We start from the raw sequence: 26,753 nt of genomic DNA on the forward strand, positions 1-26,753 counted from the left end.
GCCCTCAGGCTCCTTCTTCGACCGGCGGCACGCGTACGGCGGCGCACCCGCACACCTCGGGATCGGACACCGAGCCGCCCTCGACGCCGCCCTCGATGCCGCCTGCGATGCCGCCGTCGATGTCGCGGAACAGCCCGGACCCCGGCGAGAGCCCGAGCAGCGCGTCGGCCGCCAGGACCACGGCGGCCGCGGTGTAACCGGAACGCTCGTGCGGGAAGTGCCTGCGGTTGGCGAACTGCCACCCGGTCCAGTACGAGCCGTCCGCGTGCCGCAGATGCTGCACGTCGGCGAAGAGCGTCCGCGCCCGCTCCCCGTCACCCAGCGCGTCGAGCGCCAGCACCAGCTCGCACGTCTCGGCCCCCGTGACCCAAGGCTCGTCGGAGACGCACCGGATGCCCAGCCCCGGCACCACGAACGTGGCCCACTCGCGCTCCAGCAACTCGTACGCCCGCCGCCCGCGCACCGCGCCGCCCAGCACCGGGTAGTACCAGTCCATCGAGAAGCGGCTCTTGTCCGCGAACGCCTCGGGGTGGGCCGCCAGCACGTGCGCCAGCCGGTCGGCGGCCAGCTCCCAGTGCGGCTGCGGGTCCTTCAGCCGCTCGGCGAGCAGCACGCCGCAGCGTAACCCGTGGTGGATGGAGGAGCACCCCGTGAGCAGCGCGTAGGTGGAGGGCCTGCCGTGCGCGTCGCGCTCCCAGACGACCTCGCCCCGCTCGGTCTGCAGCCCCGCCACGTAGTCGAGCGCCGCCTTGACCATCGGCCAGCTCTCCTCGGTGAAGCCGCGGTCGCCGGTGACGAGGTGGTGGTGCCAGAGCCCGACGGCGACGTAGGCGGCGTGGTTGCTCTCGCCGCCCGGCTCGGTGGGCACGCCGCCGGCCAGCTTCATCGGCCAGGAGCCGTCGGGGCGCTGGTGGCGGGCCAGCCAGGCGTAGCCGCGGCGTACCGGCTCGGCGAGCCCCGCCACGGACATCGCCATCAGGCACTCGACGTGGTTCCACGCGTCGACGTGTCCTTCCGGCCAGGGCACGCCGCCGTCGTCCTGCTGGATCGCCGCGATGCTCTCGGCCGTCCGCACGACCTCCGCGCGGGAGATCATGGCTTCCTGACGTAGAGGACCACACTCTTTCCGATGAGCGGGTTGAGCAGCGTCTCGGCGATCCTGGTGGCGGCCGGGCGCTTCATGATGTCCCAGACCAGCAGCTCGTGGTACGCCTTCGCGATCGGGTGCTCGTCGTTGTTGACGCCGACCGCGCACTTGATCCACCAGTAGGGGGCGTGCAGGCCGTGGGCGTGGTGGTGCGGGCCGATCTCGAAGCCGGTGGACTTCAGCTTGGCCGACAGCTCGGCCAGCGTGTAGATGCGTACGTGGCCGCCGGGAGCGGTGTGGTAGTCCTCGTCCAGCGCCCAGCAGATCCGCTCGGGCAGGAAGCTCGGCACGGTGACGGCGGCCGTGCCGCCCGGCCTGAGCACGCGGAAGATCTCCCGCATGGCGGTCATGTCGTCGGGGATGTGCTCCAGCACCTCGGCCGCGATGACGCGGTCGAAGCTTCCGTCCTCGAACGGCATGTCCAGCGCCGTGCCCTGGACGGTCTGGGCGCTCGCCCCGGCCGGCACCTCGCCCGCCTTGTCCATCGCCGCGAACATGCCCGCCACGCCGTCCAGCTCCGACTGGTCCATGTCGAACGCGGTCACGTCCGCCCCGCGGCGCAGCACCTCGAAGGCGTGCCGCCCGCCGCCGCAGCCCAGGTCGAGCACGCGTACGCCGGGTCCCACGGGAAGGCGGGCGAAGTCCACCGTCAGCACTGGTTGCCTCTCCTCTTGTGGTTCTCGATGGCCTCGTGGTAGGCGTCGACGGTCCGCTTGGCCACGACGTGCCAGGTGTAGCGCTCCATGACGCGGTCATATCCGGCCCGGCCCACCCGCTCGCGCTCCTCGGGCGAGTCGTGCAGGCGGCGCAGCGCCGCGGCCAGCTCCTCCGGGTCGCCCGGCGGCACCTGTACGGCCGCGTCGCCGACGACCTCGGGCAGCGCCCCGGTACGACTGGCGACCAGCGGCGTGCCGCAGGCCATGTGCTCGACGGCCGGCAGCGAGAACCCCTCGTAGAGCGAGGGCACGACCGAGATCTCCGAGGTGGCGATCAGCTCGCCCAGTTCGTCGTCGGAGATGCCGTGCACGAAGCGCACCCGGTCCTGCAGGGACAGCTCCTGGACGAGCTGCTCGGTCGGGCCGCCGGGCGTGGGCCTGCTGACGACGGTGAGGTGCACGTCGCGCTCGGTGGCCAGCTTCGCCACCGCGCGCAGCAGCGTCGCCACGCCCTTCATCGGCGAGTCGGCGCTGGCCACGGCCACGATCGAGCCCTTGCGCCGCGGCTTGTCCTGACGCGGGTGGAAGTATCGGGTGTCCACGCCGAGCGGGATCAGCCGCAGGTTGGCCTGGGGGACGTTGAAGTCACGGTGGATGTCGGCCAGCGACGACTCGCTGACGGTGAGGATCGGGCTCAGCCGGGGCGCGACCCTGGACTGCATCTTCACGAAGCCGTACCAGCGGCGCAGGCTCAGCCTCTTCCCGCCCTCGGCGGCCTCCAGCTCGATGCGCCGGTCCACGCTGATCGGGTGGTGGATGGTGCCGACCACGGGGAAGAGCTTCTGGATGCCGAGCAGGCCGTAGCCGAGGGTCTGGTTGTCCTGCACGACGTCGAAGTCGCCGACCCGCTTCTTCAGCTCGCGGTGGGCCCGCAGCGTGAACGTCAGCGGCTCGGGGAAGCCGGCGGTCCACATGGTGCCGACCTCTAACCAGTCGATCCAGTCGCGGTATTCGTGCAGCTTGGGCGTTCTGAACGGGTCCTCGTCGCGGTAGAGGTCGAGGCTGGGCACCTCCCGCAGGATGACGCCCTCGTCCAGCTCGGGATAGGGCTGGCCGGAGAACACCTCGACGTGGTGCCCGAGCGCGACCAGCTCGCGGCTCAGATGGCGGAGATAGACACCCTGGCCACCACAGGTGGGCTTGCTGCGGTAGGACAGAAGCGCGATCCGCAGCGCACGATCCCGCACGGACACCCCTTTCTCCGCCGGTAGGGCCCTGAGCCGGGCGTGTACCGTGAAAGATGACCTTAGTCCGAGAAGGCTACCATTCGGTAGGTCGGCTGGAATTGTTCACAATGACCGCTATAGGTCGTGCGAACTGCGACGTTGCCGTGACCGAGCGTGGTTCGGTGGAACGTGTTCTATGCGGCTTGGTGCCTCACCGCACTGCTTAGCTGTACATTCCCGTCCCAAAGGGATGGGGTAGGCGAAAGTTGGAGGACCCCTTGGCCAGGCGCGCTCTGATCACCGGCATCACCGGCCAGGACGGTTCCTACTTGGCGGAGCACCTCCTCGAGCAGGGGTACGAGGTGTGGGGGCTGGCCCGCGGGCAGGCGAACCCGCGCGTGTCCCGCATGCGCAAACTGCTGACGGACGTCCGGGTGGTCCGCGGTGACCTGCTGGACCAGGGGTCGCTGATCTCGGCCGTGGAGCGGGTCCAGCCGGACGAGGTGTACAACCTGGGGGCGATCTCGTTCGTGCCCATGTCGTGGGAGCAGGCCGAGCTGACGGCCGAGGTGACCGGGATGGGCGTCCTGCGGATGCTCGAGGCCATCCGGGTGTGCTCGGGTGTGTCGCGGGGCGGGGACTCGGCCGGACAGATCCGCTTTTATCAGGCTTCGTCGTCCGAGATGTTCGGACAGGTCAGCGAGACGCCCCAGACCGAGCGCACCGCCTTCCACCCCCGCTCGCCGTACGGGGTGGCCAAGGCGTACGGGCACTTCCTGACGCAGAACTACCGTGAGTCGTACGGGATGTTCGCGGTGTCCGGGATCCTGTTCAACCACGAGTCGCCGCGCCGCGGGGCCGAGTTCGTCACCAGGAAGGTCTCGCTCGGGGTGGCCCGGATCAAGCTGGGGCTGGCCACGGAGCTGCGGCTGGGGAACCTGGAGGCGCGGCGCGACTGGGGGTTCGCGGGCGACTACGTCAAGGCCATGCACCTGATGCTGCGGGCCGCCGCCCCCGAGGACTACGTGATCGGCACCGGGCGGATGAAGTCGGTCAGGGAGCTGGTGGCGGCCGCCTTCAGCGCGGCGGGCCTCGACTGGGAGCGGTACGTGGTGACCGACACGAACCTGCACCGGCCGGCCGAGGTGGACCTGCTGTGCGCCGACCCGAAGAAGGCGCGGGCGCAGCTCGGGTGGGAGCCACGGGTGTCGTTCGACGAGCTGGTGGCCATGATGGTCGAGTCGGACCTGCGGCTGCTCACCGACGGCGGCGACCCCCACGACGACGGCTCCTGGCCCTGACCTCCCTCTTTGCTGTGACGTTCAGGGCCGGGTCGCGCGGCGGTAGGCGCCGGGCGTCAGGCCGAAGTAGCGGGTGAACCAGCGGGTCAGATGGCTCTGGTCGGCGAAGCCCGCCCGGACGGCCGCCTCCGCGATGGGGCTGCCGGAGGCGATGAGCGCGCGGGCCGCTCTGAGGCGGAGCTGGCGCTGGTAGTCGCTGGGCGGCAGGCCGTACGCGGCGTGGAAGGCGCGGTAGACGGCGTACCGGCTGGTCCCGGTCTCGCGGGCGAGGTCGTCGACGGTCACGTCGTCCGTGAGGTGGTCGTGGAGGAGCTGTCTGACCCGTCCGGCCACCGTCCCGGGCCCTGAACCCTCGTCCGCCCTCATGATCGGGGACGTGGCCGCCCGCCGTACGATGCTCGCGACAGTGGCGGTGAGCAGCTCGTCGCGGCGCAGGGCGGTGGTGCGGCCGTCGAGGACTGCGGTGTGCAGCGCCCGCAGGGCGCCCGCGAGTGCCGGGTCGGCCACCACCGGGTCCGTGAAGAGCGGCAGCCCGGCAGGCCGGCCCGACGCGTCTGTCAGCGCGTCGGCGACCAGCTCGGGGCCGATGTGGACGATCCGGTAGGTGAAGCCGCGCGGGTCGGTGGGGTGGCCGTCGTGGGGGTCGTCCGGGTTGAAGGCCATCACCATGCCCGCCGCGCTGGTGTGCCCCGAGCCCCGGCAGGTGAACGACTGCGCGCCGCTCTCCGTGACGCCGAAGGAGTACGTGTCGTGGCTGTGCCGGTGGTAGACGTGCCGCTCGAAGTGGGCGTACATGGCCTCCAGCGGTCGGTCGGGCGACCGCCAGTAGCTGGTCCAGTCATGTGCCATCCCTTCATTGTGGCCGCCTTATTGACAAAGAGGATTTTTACGTAAAGGATTGTTTTTGCGATGAGAGACGTCCTGTACCTCGAAGAGATCGAGCAGGCCGAGGCGCTGCTCAAGCCGCAGCGCGTGGAAGTGCTGCGGCAACTGGCCGAACCACGTACGTGCTCGGAGGTGGCCGAACGGCTCGGCCAGACTCCGCAGCGGGTCTACTACCACGTCAAGCGGCTGGTGGAGGCCGGGCTGGTGGACCTCGTGGCCGAGCGCAAGGTGCGCGGCATCAGCGAGGGCATCTACCAGGCCGGCGCGCGGGCGTACTGGCTGTCGCCGCGCCTGGTGGGCCGCATCGGGCTGCGCCGGGCGCGCGACGAGCTGAGCCTCGGCTACCTCCTCGACCTCATGGAGGAGGTCCAGGCCGACATCGCGGCGCTCGACAGGACGGCGCCCGAGCTGCCGTCGATCGGACTGTCCGGGGAGATCCACGTGCGTCCGGAGAACCGCCAGGAGTTCCTGAACGAGCTGCAGACCATGCTGCAGGACCTGTTCACCCGTTACGGAGGGGACCAGGGCGACGCCTTCAAGCTGGCCGTCGCCTGCTACCCCAAGACCGAGCAAGAGCCCAGAGGAGAGCAAGACCATGACTGAGCCCCTGATCATCCATGCCCGCATCCCCGCGCCGCTCGAGCGGGTGCGCCGGGCCCTGACCGACCCCGAGAGCATGCGGATCTGGCTGGCCGAGCACGTCGAGGTGGAGCTGCCCGACCGTTTCGGCTTCTGGGGGCGTACGACGCCGGAGGGCGACGCGCCCCACCAGCGCCTGCTGCACGCCGACGAGCGCACGGTGCGCTTCGCCTGGCTGCTCGACGGCGAGGAGACGACCACCGAGATCGCGCTGGCGCCGGAGGGCGACGACGTGACGCTCGTAACCCTGTCGCAGACGCACTTCGACTTCCAGGACGTCATCACGGGCAAGAGCATCAGGGGAGTGCTGGAGACGTACTGGTGCCAGGTGCTGATCATCCTGGCCGAGCACCTGGAGGGCCGCGCGCTGACGCCCATGCAGGACTACACCTCGACGGACCTGAGCGTCACGGTCGAGATCGAGGCGTCGCCGTCGGAGGTGTTCAAGTCGATCACCGACTCCGAGACGGTGACGAAGTGGTTCGGCTACCCGATCGAGATCGAGCCGTTCGTGGGCGGGCGCTTCGCGATGGGCGGCCTGGACAACAACCCCGACCCGGCGAAGGTGCTGGAGCTCGTGCCCGACCGCAAGTTCGCCGTGGGCTGGGGCGGTCCGGGCGTCGGCACCTGGGAGCTGGAGGGGTCCGGCGGGAAGACGCGGCTGACCTTGGTCCAGAGCGGTTTCGACGAGTCGCAGCCTCCGTACGCGGCGTGGGGCGGGTTCCTGTCGGGCGTCGCGGAGCTGCGGCGCTACCACGAGGTGCCCGACTGGAAGCCGGTCGTCGCGGCGTAGGCGCACGAGCGTTCAAGACCTGGTGGGGGTGGGGCTGGGAGGCTGGCCGCCATGCGTTTCGACACCAAGATCGGCATCGTGGTCCGGTCGGATCTGGCCGCCTGGCAACGCCTCAACGTCACCGCCTTCCTCGCCGGCGCCATGGCGGGCGGGGTGCCGTCCGTCATGGGGGAGCCGTACGAGGACGGGTCGGGGAACACGTACCTGCCGATGTTCGGGCAGCCCGTGGTCATCTACGAGGGTGACCTGGAGGCGTTGCGGGTCGTCCGGGAGAAGGCCGTAGGGCGGGGGATGGACGTGGCCGTCTACATCGAGGAGATGTTCAAGACGGGGAACGACGAGGACAACCGGGCTGCGGTGCGGGCGGTGGGGGCTGAGGCGATGGGGTTGGTGGGGGTGGCCGTACATGGGGGGAAGAACGCGGCCGACAAGGTCCTCAAGGGCCTGCCCCTCCACCCCTGACCACCCTGCGACCCCCCACCCCGCCCATCCCGTACGTGCGTTGCGCGGCATCGCCTGTTCCGTGCGTGCGTTGCGTGGCATCGCCTGTCCCGCGCGGGTGTCGTGCGGCACCGCCCGGCCCGTACGTGCGTCGCGCGGCACCGCTCGCCCTGGACGGCACCGCCTGTTCCGGACGGACCGCCGCCCCCGTCCCCGCACGAACTGGCCCGCCCATCCCCGCGCGGCACCGCCCATCCCCGCGCGGCACCGCCCATCCCCGCGCGCCACTGCCCGTTCCCGAACGGACCGCCTGTCCCGAACGGACCGCCTGTCCCGAACGGACCGCCTGTCCCGAACGGACCGCCTGTCCCGAACGGACCGCCCCCCATCCCCTGCGCGGTGCTGCCCGCCTCCGCACGGACTGACCCGCCCATCTCCTACGCGGCACCGCCGGAACTGGTCCGTCGCCGCACAGCCTCACCCCGCACATCTACGGCCCGGCATGCCTTCGACGCCACCTTCGACGCCACCGCCGACGCAATCTCCGACTTCGTCGCCAGGCGGAGCCCCTTCCAAAGAAATCTCCATCACCCGCTGCTCAGGCTGCCCACACCTCCAGGGACAGCGCCTGACCGCTGTCCACAGAACCCCGTTCGGCTCACTCGCGTCCTGCCCAACCCCAGCATCCTTACGGCCATGAACCACTCGCTCCCAACACCACCCTCCCTGAGCACCACCCCGGCCGCTGCGTCCGACCCCCAATGCCCGCCCCAACCTTCACCCCTCACCCTCCCGCCAGGGCCCACCGACCCACCCGCTTCCCACACCACCACTCCACAACCGACGCCGAATCCACCCTCTACGCGCACCGCCCCACCACCACCGGCTCCCGCCCGGTCCCTAGCCTGCACCACGCCACCACCGCCCACTGACATACCGTCCAGCGGCGCAGTTCCCCGGCCGGGACCCGCCCTGCCCCCGACCGGCCCGGTCTCACCGCGAACGCCGCAGCCCGGCACAGCCTTGCGAACGCCGCCGACAGGCACAGTTTCACCGCGAACACCTCCTACCGGCCCGGTCTCGGCACGTACGCCACCGACTGGCACGGCACCACGCCCACCGTCACCGACTCCGGAGTCACCGACTCCGGCGTCACCGAGTCCACCATCATCACAACGCCCATCCAGGCCCGGACCTCACCGGTCACCTGGTCGCCATCCCTCGGCCTCGCCTCCATCCCTGGTCGAGCGGGCCCGCCGCGTGACCGCTGCCGCCCCGCAGGCGGTCGCCTGCCGTCAGACGGCGGCTCACATCTGGGGCCTCCAGGTCCTCCCCACCTCTGAGGCCGATTGGCCCGTCGAGGTGATCGCCCCCGGCCACCTCGCGATCCCCGACTGCGTCACCTACGTGTGGCCGATCCCGCTCCCCGACGAGGACGTCACCGACCATCGGGGCATCCGCATCACCACCATGGCCCGTACCGCCCTCGACTGCGCCCGATGGCTCCCGCGCATGGACGCCGTCGCAGCCCTCGACCAGTTCGCCCGCAGGGGCGTCGACCTCGAAGCTCTGTGGCGCCGCCCGTTCAACCCCTGGAGCCTGCGCGACACCCTCAGCCTCGCCGACAGCGGGGCCGCCTCACCCAGGGAGAGCTGGCTCAGGGTCATCCTCGTGGACGGCGGCCTCCCCAGACCCGCCACCCAGATCAGGGTGGAGCTGGGAGCCGACCGGTTCGCGTACCTCGACATGGGCTGGGAGGAATTCAAGGTCGCTGTGGAATATGACGGACAGGAACATCACACCTCCATGCCCGACCAGCAGCGCGACGCGGACCGCCGAGATGAGCTACGGCGGCGAGGCTGGCGTGTGATCGCCGTCCGGAGAGACGTCATCCCCGCCCAGATCGCCGACCTCCTCCACCACGTGGCAAACGCCCTGATCGAGCGCGGCTGGCAACCGGGTCCGCAGCGTACGGTCCGGATCCTCTCCCGCATACGCGCGGCCCGCCGCAGGTCCCGCTTCCGATTACCGCTCACCCGCGCTGGAGCCCGACCCGCCCCTGCCGCAGCCGCCTACCGTGCTGCCCCGGGCAGCACCACCGCCCGGCCTCACCACTGTCCTGTGGCGCAGCCCCAGTCTCCGCAAGCGACGTGAGCCGACTCTCGCAGGTAAGTCTCAGCACAATGGGCGATCTGGCCTCGCCTCCAGCCCTCTGGAGGCTGGGGTCGGGCATCTGGGCGACAGCGGTCCCAGCATCAACTCCATTGCGAAGCGCTCGTCCACACCTTCGGGAGACTCACGCCCGTCCCGTTCGGCAAGCACGCACACGTGCCGTTCGGGAGATGCGCTCCCGTCCCGTTCGGCAGGCACGCGCACGTGCCGTTCGGGAGACGTACGCCCGTCCCGTTCAGGAGACGCGTGCACGTAACGTTCGGGAGGCGTATGCACGTAACGTTCGGGCGGTGCGCGTTCGTGAATCTTCGGGAGGCGCGCGCTCGGGTGTTCCGGAAGCATGTGCCCGAGCGTTTCGCGAACTCATCGTCATGCGGACGCGCTGTCGGCCGTGGGCAGCCGGGGGTCGAGACGGCCGTGGGCCGAGACACGCGAACACATGGCAGGCCGGTGATCGGTAGTCGCCTGCTCCTGCGGACGCTGTGCCGCCCGTGACCCCCGCGTCCGCTCTGTCCGCGTCCGCTCTGTCCGCGTGCGGTGTGTCCGCGTCTGGTCTGGCTGTGGCCGGCGTGGGCGTGCTCAGGTTGGTGTGGCTGCGCGCGTTGTGTGGCGTCGGTGTTGGGTTGGGCTCCGCTCGCGCAGGTCAGCCGATGGTGACGGGCAGTTCCTTGATGCCGTTGATGAAGTTCGAGCGCAGTCGTCGGGCGTCACCTGTCTGCTGGAGGCGTGGGTACCGGCGGGCCAGTTGCTCGAACAGGATCCTGAGTTCCAGTTTGGCCAGGTGGTTGCCGAGGCAGAAGTGCGGGCCGCCACCGCCGAAGCCGATGTGGGGGTTGGGGTCGCGGCCGATGTCGAAGACCTCGGCGTCAGGGAAGACGGAGACGTCGCGGTTGGCGGAGGCGTAGAAGACCACGACCTTGTCGTTCGCCTTGATCTCCTGCCCGCCCAGCACCTGGTCGGTCGTGGAAGTGCGGCGGAACAGGTTCACGGGTGAGACCCAGCGGACGATCTCGTCTGCCGCCGTCTTCGCCAGGGTGGGGTCGGCGACGAGGCGGTTCCACTGGTCGGGGTGCTCGAAGAGGGCGAGCATGCCGCCGGAAGCCGCGTTGCGGGTGGTCTCGTTGCCGGCTACCACCAGAAGGAGGACGAAGAGGTCGAACTCGTTCTCGTCGAGCGTTTGGCCCTGGTCGTCCGGCTGGAGGAGTTTGGTGACGATGTCGTTCTTGGGGTTGGCCTTGCGCTTGGCGGCGAGTTGGTTGGCGTAGGCGTAGACCTCCATGGCGGCGCCCGAGCCCTCTTCCGGGGTCGCGGCGTAGTCGGGGTCCTGGGCACCGATCATGCGGTTCGACCAGTTGAACAACTTGTCGCGGTCGGACACCGGGGCACCGAGCAGTTCGCAGATCACGTAGAGAGGCAGGGGCGCGGCGACTTCGGTGACGAAGTCGATCTCGCCGGTCAGTTTGTCGAGGAGGTCGTCGCAGATGCCACGGATGTGATCTTCGAGTGCGCCGATCGTACGCGGGGTGAAGCCCCGGTTGACCAGGGAGCGTCGCCTGGTGTGCTCCGGCGGGTCCTGGTTGAGCATCATGTGGCGTTGCAGCGCGACCTGGTCTTCGGCCATTTCGTCGAAGAGGGCGAGTCTGCGGTGGGAGGAGAAGAGTTCGGAGTGCCGCGAGACGTGCACGACATCCTCGTAGCGGGTGACGGCCCAGAATCCGGGCTCGCCCTCGTGCCAGTGGACGGGGGAGTTCGCGCGCAGCCAGGCTAGCTGGTCGTGGGGTGGTCCAGCGGTCGCGTATAGGTCCCTGTCGACGAGGTCGATGTGCACCCGGAGTCACCCCTTGATCAAACGCTTGGTTATCTTCTATTGAAACGTGTTCTATTACGTGACTGTACGGTCGTCAAGGACAGGTCTCCGGCACCCTGACCTTCGTCTCCCGCATAGGTCTCACCGTCTCTCCAATATGTCCCGGGCCTTCCACGTATGTCCGCCGCTTCCCGTGCGTATCCGTCGCTTCACATGTGCGTCCGTCAGCTCCTGTCCGTCTGTCGGCTCTTGGGTGTCCGCCGTCCCGTGTGCGTCCGTCGGCCCTCTGTGTCCGTCGACGCCTCTGTGTTCGCTCTCCCGGTCGGCTGCTCGGATGTCGGGCCGGGTCCTGTGTCGGGTGCTCCCTGTATCTCGCGTTGCCTTGGCTGTGTTCGCTCTCTTGGCTGGGTGCTTGGGCTCTGTTGCTCTTGGTCGGGTCTCGGGGGTGGTGTCGAGGAGGTGTGTGCTCTCGCGTTGTGGGCTCTGCTCGGGCTCTTGTGGCGGGCGTCTCGCGTTGGGTTGCGCGCATTCTTGGTGGGTCCTTGCGTGGCTTGCTCGGTCTGGGGGCGCTCGGGTGGGCGGGTCTGGTTGGTGGGCAGGTTTCGTCTGGGTGTCGTCCGATGTTTTTGAGGATGTGCTTTCAAGAGTGTGGACGGAGACATGGGGACGGTTAACTGGGTTCACAGATGAAGGGGCGGCGTCGGAGTGTCTTTCGAGGTCACGGATCGGATGTATCCGTCACGGCACCCTTGACACGCTCCGCCCCACGGCACGAGCATCGAGAGACAAGACATCCGATGTATATGAGAAGGATGCGGTGTGAAGCTGCTGCGAGTAGGACCCGTCGGCCAGGAGCGACCGGTGGTCATGGACGACGCCGGTAACCTGCGCGACATCGGAGAGCCTGAGATCGATGGGGCTTTCCTCGCCTCCGGGGGAGTGGCGCGCGTTCGTGACGCGCTCGGGCGCGGTTCCCTGCCCGTTGTCGAGGCCGAAGGGCTGCGGATCGGTGCGCCGATCGCGCGTCCGGGGAAGATCGTTTGCATCGGTCTGAACTTCAGCGATCACGCCGCCGAGTCCGGTGCCGCAGTGCCTGCCGAGCCCGTCGTGTTCATGAAGGCGAGCAACACCATGGTCGGCCCGTACGACGAGGTGCTCGTGCCTCGGGGCAGTGTGAAGACCGACTGGGAGGTGGAGCTGGCCATCGTGATCGGGCAGGAGGCCCGCTACCTCGGTAGCCGGGAGGAGGCGCTCGGCGTGATCGCCGGGTACGCGATCTCCAACGACGTCTCCGAGCGCGAGTTCCAGCTCGAACGCGGTGGGCAGTGGGACAAGGGCAAGTCGTGCGAGACGTTCAACCCGATCGGCCCCTGGCTGGTGACGGCCGACGAAGTGGGTGACCCGCAGAGCCTGGCCATGCGCCTGTGGGTGAACGGTGAGCTGCGTCAGAACGGTGACACCAAGAACATGATCTTCGATGTCGCGGAGGTCGTGCGGTACCTGAGCCAGTTCATGGTGCTGGAGCCCGGGGACGTGATCAACACCGGCACCCCGGCCGGAGTGGCCATGGGGATACCGGGGCAGCCGTACCTGCGGGCCGGTGACGTGGTGGAGCTGGAGATCGAAGGGCTGGGGCGGCAGCGGCAGACGGTGAGGCAGGCATGACGGCGACGGGACACGGCGACACCGGCCCGGTGGCCGGTCGTGATGATGCCGGTTGGGTGGCTGGTAGTGGTGACGCTGGGCCGGTGGCCGGTAGCGATGATGCCGGTTGGGCGACCAGTGGTGGTGACGCTGGTTCGGTGGCCGGTGGTGGTGACGCTGGTCCGGGGGCTGGTGATGGTGACGCCGGTTGGGTAGTCGGGCGGGGTGATGCTGGGGCGGAGGCCGGGCACGGTGGTGCCGATTCAGCGGCCGGGCGCGGTGGCGCCGGTTCGGCGGCCGAGCTTGGTGGCGCTGGTCCGGTGGCGGGGCGGGGCGAGACGGGTTCGGAGGCGGGGCGGAGTGAGGGTGGTTCTGTGGGTGTGGGCGGTGTCGTGGGCGCGGGTGCGGTGGCTCTGGTGAACGGCGCGGCGGCGTACCGGATTGTCGGGATGGAGACGCATGACGTGCGGTTCCCGACCTCGCGGGAGCTCGACGGCTCCGACGCGATGAATCCGGACCCCGACTACTCGGCCGCGTACGTGGTGCTCAAGACCGACGACGGGTACGAGGGGCACGGGTTCGCGTTCACGATCGGGCGTGGCAACGACATCCAGACGACGGCCATCAGCGCGCTCGAACCATACGTGATCGGCAAGACGGTCGAGGATCTCGGCACGCTCTACAAGGCCATGGTCAACGACTCGCAGTTGCGCTGGCTGGGGCCGGAGAAGGGCGTCATGCACATGGCGATCTCCGCCGTGGTCAACGCTCTGTGGGATCTGAAGGCCAAGCGTGCGGGCAAGCCGTTGTGGCGGTTGCTGTCGGACATGTCGCCCGAGGAGATCGTCGAGCTCATCGACTTCCGTTACCTGAGCGACGCACTCACCGAGGACGAGGCCCTGCAGATCCTGAAGCGGCAGGAGAGCGGCAAGGCCGAGCGAGCCGGGCGGCTGAAGGAGATCGGTTACCCGGCCTACACGACCTCCCCCGGCTGGCTCGGCTACGACGACGAGAAGTTGCGGCGGCTCTGCAAGGAGGCCATCGAGCAGGGGTTCGGGCAGATCAAGCTCAAGGTCGGCGCCGACCTCGAGGACGACCGGCGGCGGTTCAGGGTGGCGCGCGAGGTGTGCGGGGACGACTTCCCGATCGCCATCGACGCCAACCAGCGCTGGGACGTCGGCTCCGGGACCGAGTGGATCAACGCGCTGCGCGAGTTCCGGCCGCACTGGGTCGAGGAGCCCACCAGCCCGGACGACGTGCTCGGCCACGCCGCCATCGCCAGGGGCATCCACCCCATCCCGGTGGCGACCGGCGAACACGTCCAGAACCGCATCGTGTTCAAACAGCTCCTGCAGGCCGAGGCCGTCTCCTTCGTGCAGATCGACTCTGCCCGCGTCGGCGGCGTCAACGAGAACCTGGCGATCCTGTTGCTGGCGGCCAAGTTCGGCGTGCCGGTGTGCCCGCACGCGGGCGGCGTCGGGCTGTGCGAACTGGTGCAGCACTTGTCGATGTTCGATTATGTGGCGGTGACCGGGACGATGGACGGCCGCGTGATCGAGTACGTCGACCATCTCCACGAGCACTTCGTCGACCCGGTCGTCATCCGTGACGGGCGGTACGTGGCACCGTCCGCGCCGGGGTTCAGCGCGGAGATGCGCCCGGAATCGATCGCCGCCCACACCTTCCCCGGCGGTGAGGTCTGGAGGGCGAGCGAATGATCAGCCGATCCCAGGTCGGTTCCGGGCCGCCCGAGGCCGTGCGCCTGAGTGGTGAGGGTCGACGGGAGGCCGTGCTCGGGAGTGGGGGGGCTCCGTGGCGGGCGGGGGCCGGGGGTGCTGTGCTCGGGCGGTGGGTCCTGCGATGGGCGGGAGTTGGAGGTCGTGGTCGTGAGCAGTCGGTTCGTTGACAGGCAGGTTCTGGAGGGTAGCGGATGAGCGAGGAACGTACGAGGCTGAAGGCGGTCGTCACCGGTGGAGGCTCAGGGATCGGGCTGGCCGCGGCCACCGCGCTCGCCGCACGCGGCATGACGGTTGCCTGTCTCGACCTCAACCCGCCCGGCGAGCCCTTCATCGGGATCAAGGCCGACGTCACCGACGACGCGCAGGTACGTGCCGCGGTGGCCGAGGCGGCCGAGCGGCTGGGCGGCATCGATGTGCTGGTGAACAACGCCGGTATCGGTGCGCAGGGCACGATCGAGGACAACTCGGACAGCGAGTGGCATCGGGTGTTCGACGTCAACGTGCTCGGCATGGTCCGGGTGGCGCGGGCGGCGTTGCCGTACCTGAGGGAGTCCGAGCACGCCGCGATCGTGAACACCTGCTCGATCGCGGCCACCGCCGGGCTGCCTCAGCGGGCGCTCTACAGCGCCACCAAGGGTGCGGTGTTGTCGCTGACGCTCGCCATGGCCGCGGATCACATCCGCGAGGGCATCCGCGTCAACTGCGTCAATCCGGGCACCGCCGACACCCCCTGGGTCGCCAGGCTGCTGGACGCGGCCGACGATCCCGAGGCGGAGCGGGCGGCGCTCAACGCGAGGCAGCCGATGGGTCGCCTGGTCAGTGCGGAGGAGGTGGCTGCGGCGATCGCCTACCTCGCCGGCCCGGAGGCCGGCTCGACCACGGGGACGGCGATCGCAGTGGACGGCGGTATGCAAGGACTCCGGCTCAGACCGGCCAAGTGAGTCGGCCGGGCCTGGCCCCGGTCCGGCCCCGGCCCAGCCTGGGCTGGCCTGGCCTGCTGATGGATCTCGATCGGGTTTGTCGAGCCTGACCAGGTTGGTTGAGCCCGATCGGGCCGGTTTAGCCTGATCGGCCCGCTGGGGTCGGTCCGGCTCGCTCGCTGGGTCGGTCTGGCTCGGCTGGTGTCCGATCGTCCCGCTGCCGCCCGACCGGCCTGCTGGTGTCCAACCGGGCGTTGGGCCCCACGGGATCGAGTTGGACGGCATCGGGTCGATCGGGTCGATCGGGCATCGGGCCGGGGCAGGGATTGGGCTGGTCAGGGTTCGGGTCGATCGGGCATCGGGTCGGGCAGGGACTGGGCCGATCGGGCATCGGGCCGGGCAGGGATCGGGCCGGGCAAGGATCGGGCCGATCGGGCATCGGAACGGACAGGTGTCGGGCTTGGCCGGTTGAGGTTTGCGCCAACCGAATAAGGAAGGTAACCCCCCAATGAAGTTCGGACGGGCGGTCGCGTCAGCGGCCCTCTTCATGGTCGTCACCGCGTGTGGCTCGGATACCACGGCGGCAGGAGGAGGCGGCGGCGGGAAGGTCGGCATCGATCATCCCCGCGCCGACTCCGATTTCTGGAACTCCTACATCAAGTACGTCCCGCAGATGGCCGGCGAGCTGAAGGTGGAGCTCATGCCCGCCACCAACTCGCAGAACGACGTGGCCAAACTGGTCAACAACGTGCAGGCGCTGATCGGCCAGGGCGCCAAGGTCATCGTCATGGCCCCGCAGGACACCGGCGCCATAGCCAACACGCTCCAGCAACTGGAGAACAAGAAGATCCCCGTCGTCACCGTCGACACCCGGCCGGACAAGGGCAAGGTCTACATGGTCGTACGCGCCGACAACCGCGCGTACGGCACCAAGGCGTGCGAGTTCCTCGGCGAGAAGCTCGGCGGCAAGGGCAAGGTCGTCCAGCTCCAGGGCGCGCTCAGCTCGATCAACGGCCGTGACAGGTCGGAGGCGTTCCTGGAGTGCATGCAGACCAAGTTCCCGGGGATCACGGTGTTCAGCGAGCCGACTGAGTGGGAGGGCAGCAAGGCGGCGTCCATGCTGCAGACCCGCCTGGAGCAGAACCCCGACGTCAAGGGCGTCTACATGCACGCGGGCGGCGTGCACCTCGCACCCACGTTGCAGGTGCTCAAGCAGAAGGGCCTGCTGGTCCCGCCCACCGACCCGAAGCACGTCTTCGTGGTCTCGAACGACGGCATCCCGCAGGAGTTCGAGGCGATCCGCAAGGGTGACATCGACGCCACGGTGTCGCAACCGGCCGACCTGTACGCCAAGTACGCCCTGTACTACGCCAAGGCCGCAGCCGAGGGCAAGACGTTCAAGCCGGGCCCGACCGACCACGGCAGCACGATCATCCAGCTCCCGAACGGCCTGGAGGACCAGCTCCCCGCGCCGCTCGTGACCAAGGAGAACGTGGACGACCAGGCTCTCTGGGGCAACCAGGTCAAGTAGATGAGCATTCACGTTGAAGCCCGAAATGTCGTCAAGCGCTTCGGTCCGACCACCGCGCTGAACGGCGCGGAGATCGCGATCGCGGAAGGCGAGACCCACGCGCTCGTCGGCAGGAACGGCGCGGGGAAGTCCACCCTGGTGTCGATCCTCACCGGGCTCCAGCGGCCCGACGCGGGCGAGGTGCGGTTCTCGGGAGAGGCCGCACCCGCCCTCGCCGACCGCGACGCCTGGCGGCAGCGCGTCGCCTGCGTCTACCAGAAGTCCACGATCATCCCGGCGCTGACGGTCGCCGAGAACCTGTTCCTCAACCGCCAGTCCGACAAGGGCCGGATCAACTGGCGGGCGCTGCGGGCCAGGGCACGTGAGCTGCTCGACACGTACGAGGTGGACGTGGACGCGCAGGCGCTGGCCGGTGACCTGGGCGTCGAACAGCGCCAGCTCGTGGAGATCGCCCGCGCGCTGTCGTTCGGGGCCCGGTTCATCATCCTCGACGAGCCGACCGCCCGCCTCGACGGCCCGGCCATCGAGCGGCTGTTCGCGCGCATGCGGTCGCTGCGCGAGCAGGGCGTCACCATGATGTACATCTCCCACCACCTCGACGAGGTCTACCAGATCTGCCAGAGCGTCACGGTCTTCCGCGACGCCCGGCACGTCACGACCAGGGCGGTCGCCGACCTCCCGCACGACGAACTGGTGGCCGCGATGACGGGCGAGGCCACGGCCGCGTACGAATCGCGCGTGCGCACGCCCGGCGACCGGCTGGTACTGGAGGGCACGGGCCTCACGCTGGCGGGCCGCTACACCGACGTCGACCTCTCCGTCAGGTCGGGCGAGGTCGTCGGCCTGGCCGGCTCCGCGAGCAGCGGCAAGGTCGGCCTGGCCGAGACCCTGGTCGGGCTGCGCAGGGCCGACACCGGCACGGTCGCGGTCGACGGCGCCCGGGTCAGGCCCGGCGACGTGCCCGCGGCGATGCGGGCCGGGCTCGGGTTCGTCCCTGAAGACCGGCACCACGAGGGTTTCGTCCCGCTGCTCTCGGTCGGGGAGAACGCCACGTTCCCGATCGCACGCAAGCTCGGCCGGTTCGGCGTGGTCTCCCCGTCCAGGCGGCGTGCCAGGGCGGAGGAGATGATCGAATCCCTCGACATCAAGACGGAAGGGCCCGACCAGGCGGTCGGAGACCTGTCTGGGGGCAACGCGCAGAAGGTGGTGTTCGCCCGCGCGCTGGTGGACGACCCGACCGTGCTCGTGGTGATCAACCCGACCGCGGGCGTCGACGTCAAAGCCAAGCAGGCGCTCCTCGGCGCCGTCGAGGACGCGGTCGAACGCGGCGCCGGGGCCGTGGTGGTCTCCGACGAGCTCGACGACCTGCGGATCTGCGATCGGGTGCTGGTGATGTTCCACGGCCGGGTCGTCAAGGACGTGCCGCGTGGCTGGACCGACCACGAACTCGTGGCCGTGATGGAAGGCATAGAAGATTGACCACATTGACGGCGCCGGCCCCCCGGGCGCGGCTGGCCAGGTTCCGTGACCTGACGCTCGTACCGGTGATCGTGCTCCTGCTCGTCGTGGGTGCGTTCCTGGACCCGACGTTCCTGACCGCGGGCAACCTGACGAACGTGCTCCAGCAGCAGGCCGCGATCTCGCTGCTCGTACTGGCCGAGGCGATGATCCTGATCGCCGGCAAGTTCGACCTGTCACTGGAGTCCACGGTCGGCACCGCCCCGGCCATCGCGGTGATGCTGGTGGTCCCGGTGACGGCGGGCGGGTTGGGCATCGGGCTGCCGGGGGCGCTGGTGATCCCGCTGGCTCTGCTCGTCGGGGCGGCGATCGGGGCGTTCAACGGCTTTCTGATCATCAGGTTCCAGCTCTCGGCGTTCATCGTGACGCTGGCGATGCTGATCATCGTGCACGGCCTCTTGCAGGGGCCGACCGAGGGCAAGACGTTGTTCCAGCTTCCCGACTCGATCCTGTACCTGGGCAGCGCCATGTGGCTGGGCCTGCCCGCGGCCGTCTGGATCGCCGGTCTGCTGTTCGCGGCGGGCATCTTCGGGCTCGGCTACCTGCGGCTCGGCCGCGCGCTCTACGCCATCGGCGGCAACCTCGACGCCGCCCGCGCCGCCGGCATCCGGGTGGACCGGGTGCTGTACGGCGTCTTCATCCTGGGCGGTACGCTGGCGGCGCTGGCCGGCATCCTGGAGACCGGGCGCCTCGGAGCCATCGGCAACAACCAGGGCGTCGGCTGGATCTTCATGGTGTTCGCGGCGGCCGTCATCGGCGGCGTCAGCATGGACGGCGGCAAGGGCACGATCCTCGGCGCGCTCACCGGCGTGCTGGTGATCGGCCTGGTGCAGAACATCCTCACCCTGATCGGCGTATCGGGCTTCTGGCAGCCCGTCATCTACGGTTCGATCATTCTCGTCGCCCTGATGATCAGCCGGATCGCGGGCGGAAAGGCACAAGATTGATGGAACGGATCGACCTGCCCCGACACGGCTTCGGCGGCGCTCCGATCGGCAACCTGTACGACGCGGTCACCGACGAGCAGGCCCGCGCCACGCTCGACGCCGCCTGGGAGAGCGGGGTCCGCCTGTACGACACCGCGCCCCACTACGGGCTCGGCCTGTCGGAGCGGCGCGTGGGCGCGGCCCTGGCCGGTCGCTCCGGCTACGTGCTGTCCACGAAGGTCGGGCGGCTGCTGCGGCCCAGGGCGTCCGGTGGCGAGCGTGACGACCAGGGCTTCGACGTTCCCGGGGACCTGGAGCGGGTGTGGGACTTCTCGGGTGACGGCGTCCGTACGTCGCTCGACGAGTCGCTGGCCCGCCTCGGCCTCCCGGCTGTGCACGTCGCCCTCATCCACGATCCCGACGAGCACGTGGACCAGGCGATCTCGGAGGCGTACCCGGCCCTGGCCGAGCTGCGGGCCGAGGGGCGGGTCCACGCGATCGGCGTCGGCATGAACCAGTGGCGGACTCCGCTGCGCTTCGTCCAGGAGACCGACATCGACATCGTCATGCTCGCGGGTCGCTACACCCTGCTCGACCAGTCGGGTCTGCCGCTCCTGGAGGAGTGCGTACGGCGCGGGGTCAGGGTGCTGGCGGCGGGCGTCTTCAACAGCGGCATCCTGGCCACGCACGAGCCGTCGGGCACCTACAACTACCAGCCCGCCCCTGCGCCGCTCGTGGACCGGGCCGCCAGGATCGCCGCGGTGTGCGAGCGCCACGGCGTCACACTGCCCCAGGCGGCCATGGCCTTCCCGCTGCGCCATCCGGCGGTGGCCACGATCGTCCTGGGGGCACGTACGCCGCAGGAGGTCGTGGAGAACGCCGCCGTGTGGTCCCGTCCGGTGCCTGACTCCCTCTGGGAGGACCTGCGGGCGGAGGGGCTCCTGCCGGAGAACGCGTAACGGGATCCACCGCCGGGCAAGGCGGCGATAGGAACGCCCGGGGCCGGAGAAGGAAGGGACGCGGCAGGGGAGGTGCGCCTGCGTCCGGGCGGGGGCGAGCAGTCGTGGTCGGGGAGGTGCGGCTGTGGTCGGGGGTGAACGTTCGTGGTTGGGGGTGAGCGGCTGTGGTTGAGGAGGTGCGGCTTCGGTTGGAGGGCGAGCGGTCGTGGGCGGGGAGGTGTTGTCCTGGTCAGGTGGGAATGAGCAGCCACGACTTCGACGGCCCCGGTGCGTACGCCGAGTCCAGCCGCTTGGCCACCACCCCCGGCAACCCCTGCTCCCGCGCCGCCCGCAGCACCGGCCCCGCCTCTCCTGGCCACGACGGGGCCGTCTGCCAGTGGGCGCCCGTCAGGCCGAGCGTCTCCAGGGCCGCCCGCCGGGCCGTGTACGGTTCGGCGACCAGCGAGCGCCCGTCGTCGTACAGGAGGTCGTAGAAGACGAGGAGTTCGGTGCCGCTGAGGGTGGCCACCTCCCCGTCCAGCACGGCCGAGCGGCTGCCGAACGACTCGGCCAGCCCGCGCAGCCACGGGTGCTCGCGGGCGGCGTCCGTGCGTCCCCCGTCGATGGGGACGAGGAGGCGGCGCCCGCCCCAGGCGAACTCGAAGGCGTAGGCGGCGGCGTCCTTCGGGGGTCTGGCGCGCGCGGTGGGCAGCATGGGCTCCACGGACGGGAACGGGTCGCGGACGGCCGAGCCCATCCGGTGGATCATCCAGTTCTTGTCCCGCGTCCTGAACAGCACGAACCGGCCCGAGGCCCGGTCACCGCGCAGCACGAACTTGACCTCGCGGTCCGACCACTTCTCTGTGTCGTAGGTGCCGGTGTCCCAGACGGTCATGGTGCCGCCGCCGTACTCGCCCTGCGGGATCTCGCCGTGGAAGGTGAGGTACTCCATCGGATGGTCCTCGGTCTGCACCGCCAGGTGGTTGGTGCCGGGGTCGGCGGGCAGGCCCTTGGGGACGGCCCAGGAGACCAGCACGCCGTCGCGTTCCAGCCGCAGGTCCCAGTGCAGGGAGCGGGCGTGGTGCTCCTGGATGACGAACGCGTTCCCGCCGGGGGAGGCGGGGGCGGTCTCGGGGATGGGCTCAGGGGTACGTTCGGGGTCGCGTTTGCTCCGATATCTGCTGAGTTTGTCGGACACAACACCCGTCCTACCCGCTGCGGTCCTCCCCGATCGGCGACCAGGCGCGAGCCCTGTCATGGGACCCTGTCCATCGGGCGATGTCCGCAGGGGCGTCGGCCCTCCTTTGCCGCGTGCCCGAAGGTGCCGGAGTCCTCCGACGTGTGCTCGCGCCTCCCTTCTGGCCGGAGCCGCGCGGGGTGCGCGGTCGCGAGCCTTGCGTCAGTCGAGATCGAGGGCCCGGCGCAGCCACGCCTCCACGCCCGCCACGTGCACGGTCGCCCACGAGCGGGCCACGTCGGCCTGGCGGGCGGCGATGGCCTCGTAGATCGCGGTGTGCTGCTCGCGCGTCTTGTCCATCGCGCCCTCCTGGGTGAGCCCCCGCCAGATCCGCGCCCGCGTGGTCGGGCCCGACAGGCTCTCGATGAACGAGCACAGCACGCTGTTGCCCGAGCCCTGCGCGATCCGGTGGTGGAACTGCAGGTCGTTGGCCACCAGCTCCTCGACCGTGGGCCGCTCGGGCAGCGACTCGAGGATCACCCGCAGCTCCGCGATGTCGGCCTCGGTCATCAGCTCGGTCGCCATCGCCGTGGCGGCCGGTTCGAGGATGCGCCGGACCTCGAAGAACTGGATCACCGTGTCGTCGCGGTGCAGGTCGAGCACGAACGACATGGTGTCGAGCAGGAGGTGGGGCTCCAGGCTGGTGACGTAGGTGCCGTCGCCCTGGCGTACGTCGAGCACGTTGATCAGCGACAGCGCGCGCACGGCCTCGCGCAACGAGTTGCGTGACAGACCGAGCCGCTCGGCGAGGTCGGCCTCCTTGGGCAGGCGGTCGCCCGGGGCCAGCTCCCCCGAGACGATCATTTCTTTGATCTTGTCGATGGCCGCGTCGGTGACCGCCACGCTCTTCCCCCTAGACATCGGATGTCTAGGAGTCTAGAGCCTGGAAGCGGACGGGATCGACCCCGGTGACCCGGCGGATCGCGCCCCGGGCCTCCAGGGTGCGCAGGTGTGCCGCGGCCTCACCGGCCGCCATGCCCCGCAGCGTCGGGGGCAACTCGTCCCACGGCCTGTTCCACGTCATCATCGCGGCGACCTCCCAGATGGTCAGGGGCTGCGGTCGCCGGGCGAGCAGGGCGCGCAGCCGTTCGAGCTTCTCCTCGTGATGGTGGCGGATCTCGGCGGCGCGCGCGGCCACATCGGGAAATATCCACTCATGGGCGGGCAAGGCGTCGAGAGGGCCGTTGAGAGAGCCGAGGTTGCTCACGCGGTCCAGCGAGTCCAGGAAGTCGCTCAGGGGATCGACGTCGTCGCGGTCGTACGGATAGATGCCGACGTGCGGGGTGATGTCGGGCAGGACGTGGTCACCGGTGAAGATCCGGTCGGCGTCCTCCAGGTGCAGGCAGATGTGGCCCGGCGTGTGGCCGGGGGTGTGCACGGCCCGCAGCTTGCGGCCCGGCAGGTCCACCAGGTCGCCGTCACGCAGCTCACGGTCGGGCTGCGCGGGCGGGGTGGGCCGGTCGCCCATGGCCTGCCTGGCCTCGTCCTGGTCGGCCCCGGCCCGCCGGAGCATGTCGGCCTGGAAGTCGTCGTTGCCGGTGGCCACGTACTCGGTCATGAGCCTGACCAGCGCGGCATCGTCCTCGTGCATGGCGATCCAGGCGCCGGACGCCTCCTTCACCTGCCCGGCCAGCCCGGCGTGGTCGGGGTGGAAGTGGGTGACGACCACCCCGCGCACCGCGTTCACGTCCAGGCCGAGCGCCGCCAGGCCGCCGCTGAGCGCCTCCCACGCGTCGGGGTGGTTCCAGCCCGCGTCGACCAGTACGGGGCCCTTGGGCGACTCGACGGCGTAGACGAGCGTGTATCCCAGCGGGTTGCCCGGCATGGGCACCGGCACGCTCCACACCCCGCCGCCGAGGTCCTGCGGCCGCTGCTCCGCGTACGGCCTGCGCCTGCTCTTCATGTGCCCCCCGATCGAACCGAGTACGTCATTCCGCGTGGACCGGCGATCAGCCGACCCGTTCCAGAATCGTGGCCGTGGCCAGCGCCCCACCGGCGCACATCGTGACCAGCGCGGTCGCCGAGTCCGACCGCTCCAGCTCGTGCAGTGCCGTGGTGATCAGCCGCGCGCCCGTGGCCCCCACCGGGTGGCCGAGCGCGATCGCGCCGCCGTTGACGTTGACCCGGTCGAGGTCGGGCTCGTGCACGCCCGCCCAGGACAGGACGACCGCGGCGAACGCCTCGTTCACCTCGAACCGATCGAGATCGCCGATCGTCATGCCCGCCGCCGCCAGCACCCTGGCCGTGGCCTCGACCGGCCCGTCCAGGTGGTAGTACGGCTCGGCCCCGACCAGCGCCTGCGCCCGGATCCGCGCCCGGGGCCGCAGCCCGTGCCGCCCCGCCGCCTCCTCGCTCATCACCAGCACGGCCGCCGCGCCGTCGGAGATCTGCGAGGAGGTGCCGGCGGTGTGCAGGCCGTCCTCGACCACGGGTTCGAGCCGGGCCAGGCCGTCGACGGTGGTCTCGCGCAGGCCCTGGTCCCTGCGTACGCCGCCGACCGGCACGATCTCCCGCTCGAACCGTCCGTCGGCCCACGCCTCGCCCGCCAGTTGCTGCGAGCGCGCCCCGAACCAGTCGAGCCGCTCGCGCGTCAGCCCGCGCCGCCGGGCGATCCGCTCGGCGGCCGTGAACTGGTCGGGCAGGTCGATGCTCCAGTCGTCCGGCCTGGGCCGGGCGGGCCGTACGTTGCTGCCCAGCGGCGCGCGGCTCATGACCTCGACCCCGCAGCCGATGCCCACCTCGATGGCGCCCGCCCCGATCAGCGCCGCCGCCAGGTGCACGGCCTGCTGGGAGGAGCCGCACTGGGAGTCGACCGTGGTGACCCCGCTCTGGTGCGGCAGCCCGGCGTAGAGCCAGGCGTAGCGGCCGACGTGTCCGCCCTGCTCGCCCGCCTGGGTCACGCATCCGGCGAACACCTGCTCCACGATCGCCGGATCGATGCCCGACCGCTCGACCAGGCCGTTGAGCGCGCCGGCCAGAACCTGTTGCGGTTTGAGCTGCGACAGCCATCCCGCCCGTTTCCCTATCGGAGTGCGTACGGCCTCGACAATCACTGGTACGCCCACGTCGCCTCCAGAACGATGCTCTGGCGCGACTGTAACGCGTTCTACTTTGCCGTGGAAGCCTCGTTCGGCAAAGTCGCGGGCAGGTCGAAGACGCCGAACAGCCTCTCCTCGAAGAACATCCCGACGTGGCTGATCCGATCGCCGGAGAAGGTCAGCACCATGATCGCGAACTCGTGGTACACGCCGTCGCGGCGGTGGTAGACGGCGAAGGCCGGCTGCCCGTTGGCGGCCACCGGAATCAGCTTGAGATCGCCGGCGCGCTCGGCCGGGCACTGTGTCCTGGTCAGCTCGGCGATCGTCTCCGGACCCTGGTACCAGCCGACGAACGGCGGCATCTCCCAGATCGCGTCCTTGGTGAACAGGTCGACCAGCGCGTCCACGTCGTAGTTCTCGAACGCGGCGACGTAGCGGTCGAGCATCGCCCGCTGCTCCTGCGACAGCGGCTCCACCGGGTCCTCGAGGCTGGGTGAGACCTCGTTGAGCTGGGCGCGGGCCCGCTGGAGGATGCTGTTGACCGCGGCGGTGGAGGTGCCGACCGCCTCCGCCACCTCGGCGGCCTTCCACTTGAGCACGTCGCGCAGGATCAGCACCGCGCGCTGCCGGGGCGGCAGGTGCTGCAGCGCGGCGATCAGCGCGAGCCGGATGCTCTCGCGCGAGGCCACGATCGAGGCCGGGTCGTCGTCGGTGCCCACCCCCGCCATCGCGTCGGGCACCGGTTGGAGCCACGGCACCTCGTCGTCCGACACCAGCGGAGCCGTCGCCTCCAGGCTCGGGGCGCCGAGCCCGGTCGGCAGCGGGCGCCTGGACCGGCTGTCGAGCGCGGTCAGGCAGGTGGTGGTGGCGATGCGGTAGAGCCACGTACGCAGGGACGAGCGGCCCTCGAACCCGTCGTACGCCTTCCACGCGCGGAGATACGTCTCCTGCACGAGGTCCTCGGCGTCGTGCACGGACCCCATCATGCGGTAGCAGTGCGCCAGCAGTTCGCGCCGCATCGGATCAGCCAGCCGGAGGAAGTCCTCATTTGTCGGCTTGTCGGTCATACCCCCTTGTATAGACGCCGCCACCGACAGTTCGACGAATTCTTTACCACCACACGGTCAATTAGTGTGTCGCCCTTTACCGGACAGGCCGCCACGTCGGCGGTGCTCAGTGGGGCACGGTCAGCACGATCTTGCCGGTCGTCCGGTTGGTCTCGCCCAGCTCGTGCGCCTTGGCCGCCTCGGCCAGCGGCAGGACGGCGGCGATCTCCGGACGCAGCCTGCCCGCCTCCACCAGCGCCGCGAGCGCCCGCAACGCGGCCTGGTCGGGCTCGACCAGGATGGCCTCCGAGCGGATGCCCAGCGCCGCCGCCCTGTCGTGCAGGCCGGGATCGAGCAGGCTGAGTGCCAGCGAGACGATCGTGCCGCCCGCGCGCATCGTACGCAGCGAGCGCTGTCCGTAGTCGCCGCCGACGGCGTCGAGCACCACGTCCACGTCTCGTACGACCTCGGCGAAGTCCTGCTCGCGGTAGTCCACCAGCTCGTCGGCGCCCAGCCCGCGCAGGAAGTCGTGCTTGGCCGCGCCGGCCGTGCCGATCACGTACGCGCCCCTGGCCTTGGCGATCTGCACCGCCAGGTGGCCGACCCCGCCGGCCGCGGCGTGGATCAGCACCCGGTGGCCGGACTCCAGCCGGGCGACGTCCACCAGCGCCTGCCACGCGGTCAGCCCGGCGAGCGGGATGGCCGCCGCGTGCACGTGGTCGACGTTCGCGGGCTTGCGGACGAAGTGCCGTGAGGGCGCGGTCACGTACTCGGCGAAGGCGCCGTGCCCCTGCGGGTAACGCAGCAGCCCGATCACCTCGTCGCCCGGCCGGTGCAGCGCCTGCCCGACGCCGGAGCCCTCGACCACGCCCGAGACCTCCCACCCCAGCACGAACGGCGGTGTCATCCCCAGGATCCCGCCGCTCGCCCGCGTCTTCCAGTCGGTCGGGTTGAGGCCCGCCGCCTCCACCCGCACCAGCACCTCGGTCGGGCCCGGCACCGGCCGGTCCACCTCGACCGCCTTGAGCACCTCAGGGCCGCCGAGCGTGTCCTGACTGATCGCCTTCATCTTCATGTGCCCCAGCCTGCTGGCCCGGCAGCCCTTTCGCGAGCGGCCCGGAGGCCAGGATGGGCAAGGATCGGGCCACG

24 protein-coding genes are annotated in these 26,753 nt (G+C 70.1%); 12 read left to right on the forward strand and 12 right to left on the reverse strand.

Annotated features, from left to right (window positions below; translation table 11 throughout):
* Positions 1-4: 4 nt before the first annotated feature.
* The 3 genes from ACZ6S0_RS17385 to ACZ6S0_RS17395 are packed head-to-tail and all read right to left on the reverse strand — an operon-like array spanning position 5 to position 3,056.
* Positions 5-1,096: a prenyltransferase gene (locus ACZ6S0_RS17385; protein WP_465918123.1), complete on the reverse strand. Its 1,092-nt coding sequence runs from the start codon at positions 1,094-1,096 to the stop codon at positions 5-7.
* On the reverse strand, positions 1,093-1,803 hold the full coding sequence (locus ACZ6S0_RS17390; protein ID WP_465918127.1) for a class I SAM-dependent methyltransferase: 711 nt from the start codon (positions 1,801-1,803) through the stop codon (positions 1,093-1,095). Before ACZ6S0_RS17390 ends, ACZ6S0_RS17385 begins: the two co-directional genes overlap by 4 nt.
* A complete protein-coding gene (locus tag ACZ6S0_RS17395; RefSeq protein ID WP_465918130.1) occupies positions 1,797-3,056 on the reverse strand; it encodes a glycosyltransferase family 4 protein in 1,260 nt (419 codons plus the stop codon). The genes ACZ6S0_RS17390 and ACZ6S0_RS17395 overlap by 7 nt, the downstream gene beginning before the upstream one ends.
* Before the next feature lie 251 nt (positions 3,057-3,307).
* Here ACZ6S0_RS17395 and ACZ6S0_RS17400 point away from each other — a divergent pair, with 251 nt between their 5' ends.
* Positions 3,308-4,330 carry a GDP-mannose 4,6-dehydratase gene (locus ACZ6S0_RS17400; RefSeq protein WP_465918135.1) on the forward strand — a complete coding sequence of 341 codons (1,023 nt, stop codon included), beginning with the start codon at positions 3,308-3,310 and terminating at the stop codon, positions 4,328-4,330.
* A 21-nt stretch (positions 4,331-4,351) separates the two neighbouring features.
* On the opposite strand, the gene ACZ6S0_RS17405 is transcribed toward ACZ6S0_RS17400, so the two are convergent.
* Positions 4,352-5,179, reverse strand: a complete 828-nt coding sequence (locus tag ACZ6S0_RS17405) for an AraC family transcriptional regulator (protein WP_465918139.1) — start codon at positions 5,177-5,179, stop codon at positions 4,352-4,354.
* Between the two features lie 60 nt (positions 5,180-5,239).
* On the opposite strand from ACZ6S0_RS17405, the gene ACZ6S0_RS17410 reads away from it, so the two are divergent.
* Genes ACZ6S0_RS17410 through ACZ6S0_RS17420 form a run of 3 tightly spaced genes read left to right on the forward strand, consistent with a single transcriptional unit; the run spans position 5,240 to position 7,109 of the window.
* Positions 5,240-5,818 carry a helix-turn-helix domain-containing protein gene (locus ACZ6S0_RS17410; RefSeq protein WP_465918142.1) on the forward strand — a complete coding sequence of 193 codons (579 nt, stop codon included), beginning with the start codon at positions 5,240-5,242 and terminating at the stop codon, positions 5,816-5,818.
* Positions 5,811-6,647, forward strand: a complete 837-nt coding sequence (locus tag ACZ6S0_RS17415; RefSeq protein WP_465918144.1) for an SRPBCC domain-containing protein — start codon at positions 5,811-5,813, stop codon at positions 6,645-6,647. Before ACZ6S0_RS17410 ends, ACZ6S0_RS17415 begins: the two co-directional genes overlap by 8 nt.
* A gap of 51 nt (positions 6,648-6,698) precedes the next feature.
* The gene (locus tag ACZ6S0_RS17420) at positions 6,699-7,109 is read left to right on the forward strand and encodes a DUF2000 family protein (RefSeq protein WP_465918148.1); all 411 of its coding nucleotides are present in this window, start codon (positions 6,699-6,701) and stop codon (positions 7,107-7,109) included.
* A 1,045-nt stretch (positions 7,110-8,154) separates the two neighbouring features.
* On the opposite strand, the gene ACZ6S0_RS17425 is transcribed toward ACZ6S0_RS17420, so the two are convergent.
* On the reverse strand, positions 8,155-8,295 hold the full coding sequence (locus ACZ6S0_RS17425; RefSeq protein ID WP_465918152.1) for a hypothetical protein: 141 nt from the start codon (positions 8,293-8,295) through the stop codon (positions 8,155-8,157).
* A gap of 53 nt (positions 8,296-8,348) precedes the next feature.
* Between ACZ6S0_RS17425 and ACZ6S0_RS17430 the strand changes: the two genes are divergently transcribed.
* Positions 8,349-9,242 (forward strand): DUF559 domain-containing protein, encoded by an 894-nt coding sequence (locus ACZ6S0_RS17430; RefSeq protein WP_465918155.1) that lies wholly within the window; start codon positions 8,349-8,351, stop codon positions 9,240-9,242.
* Positions 9,243-9,903: 661 nt separating this feature from the next.
* Here ACZ6S0_RS17430 and ACZ6S0_RS17435 read toward each other — a convergent pair.
* Positions 9,904-11,088: a cytochrome P450 gene (locus ACZ6S0_RS17435; RefSeq protein ID WP_465918159.1), complete on the reverse strand. Its 1,185-nt coding sequence runs from the start codon at positions 11,086-11,088 to the stop codon at positions 9,904-9,906.
* 798 nt (positions 11,089-11,886) lie between these two features.
* On the opposite strand from ACZ6S0_RS17435, the gene ACZ6S0_RS17440 reads away from it, so the two are divergent.
* From ACZ6S0_RS17440 to ACZ6S0_RS17470, 7 genes are all read left to right on the forward strand, one after another.
* Positions 11,887-12,732 (forward strand): fumarylacetoacetate hydrolase family protein, encoded by an 846-nt coding sequence (locus ACZ6S0_RS17440; protein ID WP_465918162.1) that lies wholly within the window; start codon positions 11,887-11,889, stop codon positions 12,730-12,732.
* 353 nt (positions 12,733-13,085) lie between these two features.
* Complete coding sequence (locus tag ACZ6S0_RS17445; RefSeq protein ID WP_465918167.1) at positions 13,086-14,429, forward strand: L-fuconate dehydratase; 1,344 nt, start codon at positions 13,086-13,088, stop codon at positions 14,427-14,429.
* A gap of 212 nt (positions 14,430-14,641) precedes the next feature.
* Complete coding sequence (locus ACZ6S0_RS17450) at positions 14,642-15,391, forward strand: SDR family NAD(P)-dependent oxidoreductase (RefSeq protein ID WP_465918173.1); 750 nt, start codon at positions 14,642-14,644, stop codon at positions 15,389-15,391.
* A gap of 487 nt (positions 15,392-15,878) precedes the next feature.
* A complete protein-coding gene (locus tag ACZ6S0_RS17455) occupies positions 15,879-16,901 on the forward strand; it encodes a sugar ABC transporter substrate-binding protein (RefSeq protein WP_465918179.1) in 1,023 nt (340 codons plus the stop codon).
* Positions 16,902-18,380, forward strand: a complete 1,479-nt coding sequence (locus ACZ6S0_RS17460; protein ID WP_465918183.1) for a sugar ABC transporter ATP-binding protein — start codon at positions 16,902-16,904, stop codon at positions 18,378-18,380.
* 5 nt (positions 18,381-18,385) lie between these two features.
* Positions 18,386-19,366 carry an ABC transporter permease gene (locus ACZ6S0_RS17465; protein ID WP_465918187.1) on the forward strand — a complete coding sequence of 327 codons (981 nt, stop codon included), beginning with the start codon at positions 18,386-18,388 and terminating at the stop codon, positions 19,364-19,366.
* Positions 19,366-20,304, forward strand: coding sequence for an aldo/keto reductase (locus ACZ6S0_RS17470; RefSeq protein WP_465918191.1), 939 nt, complete (start codon positions 19,366-19,368; stop codon positions 20,302-20,304). Before ACZ6S0_RS17465 ends, ACZ6S0_RS17470 begins: the two co-directional genes overlap by 1 nt.
* A gap of 229 nt (positions 20,305-20,533) precedes the next feature.
* Here the strand turns inward: ACZ6S0_RS17470 and ACZ6S0_RS17475 are convergent, their stop codons facing one another.
* From ACZ6S0_RS17475 to ACZ6S0_RS17500, 6 genes are all read right to left on the reverse strand, one after another.
* Positions 20,534-21,481, reverse strand: a complete 948-nt coding sequence (locus tag ACZ6S0_RS17475; RefSeq protein WP_465918195.1) for a DNA polymerase ligase N-terminal domain-containing protein — start codon at positions 21,479-21,481, stop codon at positions 20,534-20,536.
* Between the two features lie 201 nt (positions 21,482-21,682).
* A complete protein-coding gene (locus tag ACZ6S0_RS17480) occupies positions 21,683-22,381 on the reverse strand; it encodes a FadR/GntR family transcriptional regulator (RefSeq protein WP_465918200.1) in 699 nt (232 codons plus the stop codon).
* Positions 22,382-22,388: 7 nt separating this feature from the next.
* On the reverse strand, positions 22,389-23,423 hold the full coding sequence (locus ACZ6S0_RS17485) for an MBL fold metallo-hydrolase (protein ID WP_465918203.1): 1,035 nt from the start codon (positions 23,421-23,423) through the stop codon (positions 22,389-22,391).
* Between the two features lie 46 nt (positions 23,424-23,469).
* On the reverse strand, positions 23,470-24,585 hold the full coding sequence (locus tag ACZ6S0_RS17490; protein ID WP_465918207.1) for a steroid 3-ketoacyl-CoA thiolase: 1,116 nt from the start codon (positions 24,583-24,585) through the stop codon (positions 23,470-23,472).
* 41 nt (positions 24,586-24,626) lie between these two features.
* Positions 24,627-25,625, reverse strand: coding sequence for a sigma-70 family RNA polymerase sigma factor (locus tag ACZ6S0_RS17495; RefSeq protein WP_465918210.1), 999 nt, complete (start codon positions 25,623-25,625; stop codon positions 24,627-24,629).
* 106 nt (positions 25,626-25,731) lie between these two features.
* A complete protein-coding gene (locus ACZ6S0_RS17500) occupies positions 25,732-26,673 on the reverse strand; it encodes an NADP-dependent oxidoreductase (RefSeq protein ID WP_465919285.1) in 942 nt (313 codons plus the stop codon).
* Positions 26,674-26,753: the final 80 nt, after the last annotated feature.

Source organism: Nonomuraea sp. NPDC051298 (genome assembly GCF_055586305.1).

Excerpts from the sequence above, each read along its gene's own strand:
- ACZ6S0_RS17450 (WP_465918173.1), top strand. The coding sequence starts at position 14,642 with ATGAGCGAGGAACGTACGAGGCTGAAGGCGGTCGTCACCGGTGGAGGC.
- ACZ6S0_RS17415 (WP_465918144.1), top strand. The coding sequence starts at position 5,811 with ATGACTGAGCCCCTGATCATCCATGCCCGCATCCCCGCGCCGCTCGAG.
- ACZ6S0_RS17500 (WP_465919285.1), bottom strand. The coding sequence starts at position 26,673 with ATGAAGGCGATCAGTCAGGACACGCTCGGCGGCCCTGAGGTGCTCAAG.
- ACZ6S0_RS17420 (WP_465918148.1), top strand. The coding sequence starts at position 6,699 with ATGCGTTTCGACACCAAGATCGGCATCGTGGTCCGGTCGGATCTGGCC.
- ACZ6S0_RS17460 (WP_465918183.1), top strand. The coding sequence starts at position 16,902 with ATGAGCATTCACGTTGAAGCCCGAAATGTCGTCAAGCGCTTCGGTCCG.
- ACZ6S0_RS17385 (WP_465918123.1), bottom strand. The coding sequence starts at position 1,096 with ATGATCTCCCGCGCGGAGGTCGTGCGGACGGCCGAGAGCATCGCGGCG.
- ACZ6S0_RS17405 (WP_465918139.1), bottom strand. The coding sequence starts at position 5,179 with ATGGCACATGACTGGACCAGCTACTGGCGGTCGCCCGACCGACCGCTG.
- ACZ6S0_RS17455 (WP_465918179.1), top strand. The coding sequence starts at position 15,879 with ATGAAGTTCGGACGGGCGGTCGCGTCAGCGGCCCTCTTCATGGTCGTC.
- ACZ6S0_RS17485 (WP_465918203.1), bottom strand. The coding sequence starts at position 23,423 with ATGAAGAGCAGGCGCAGGCCGTACGCGGAGCAGCGGCCGCAGGACCTC.
- ACZ6S0_RS17480 (WP_465918200.1), bottom strand. The coding sequence starts at position 22,381 with ATGTCTAGGGGGAAGAGCGTGGCGGTCACCGACGCGGCCATCGACAAG.
- ACZ6S0_RS17410 (WP_465918142.1), top strand. The coding sequence starts at position 5,240 with ATGAGAGACGTCCTGTACCTCGAAGAGATCGAGCAGGCCGAGGCGCTG.
- ACZ6S0_RS17470 (WP_465918191.1), top strand. The coding sequence starts at position 19,366 with ATGGAACGGATCGACCTGCCCCGACACGGCTTCGGCGGCGCTCCGATC.
- ACZ6S0_RS17495 (WP_465918210.1), bottom strand. The coding sequence starts at position 25,625 with ATGACCGACAAGCCGACAAATGAGGACTTCCTCCGGCTGGCTGATCCG.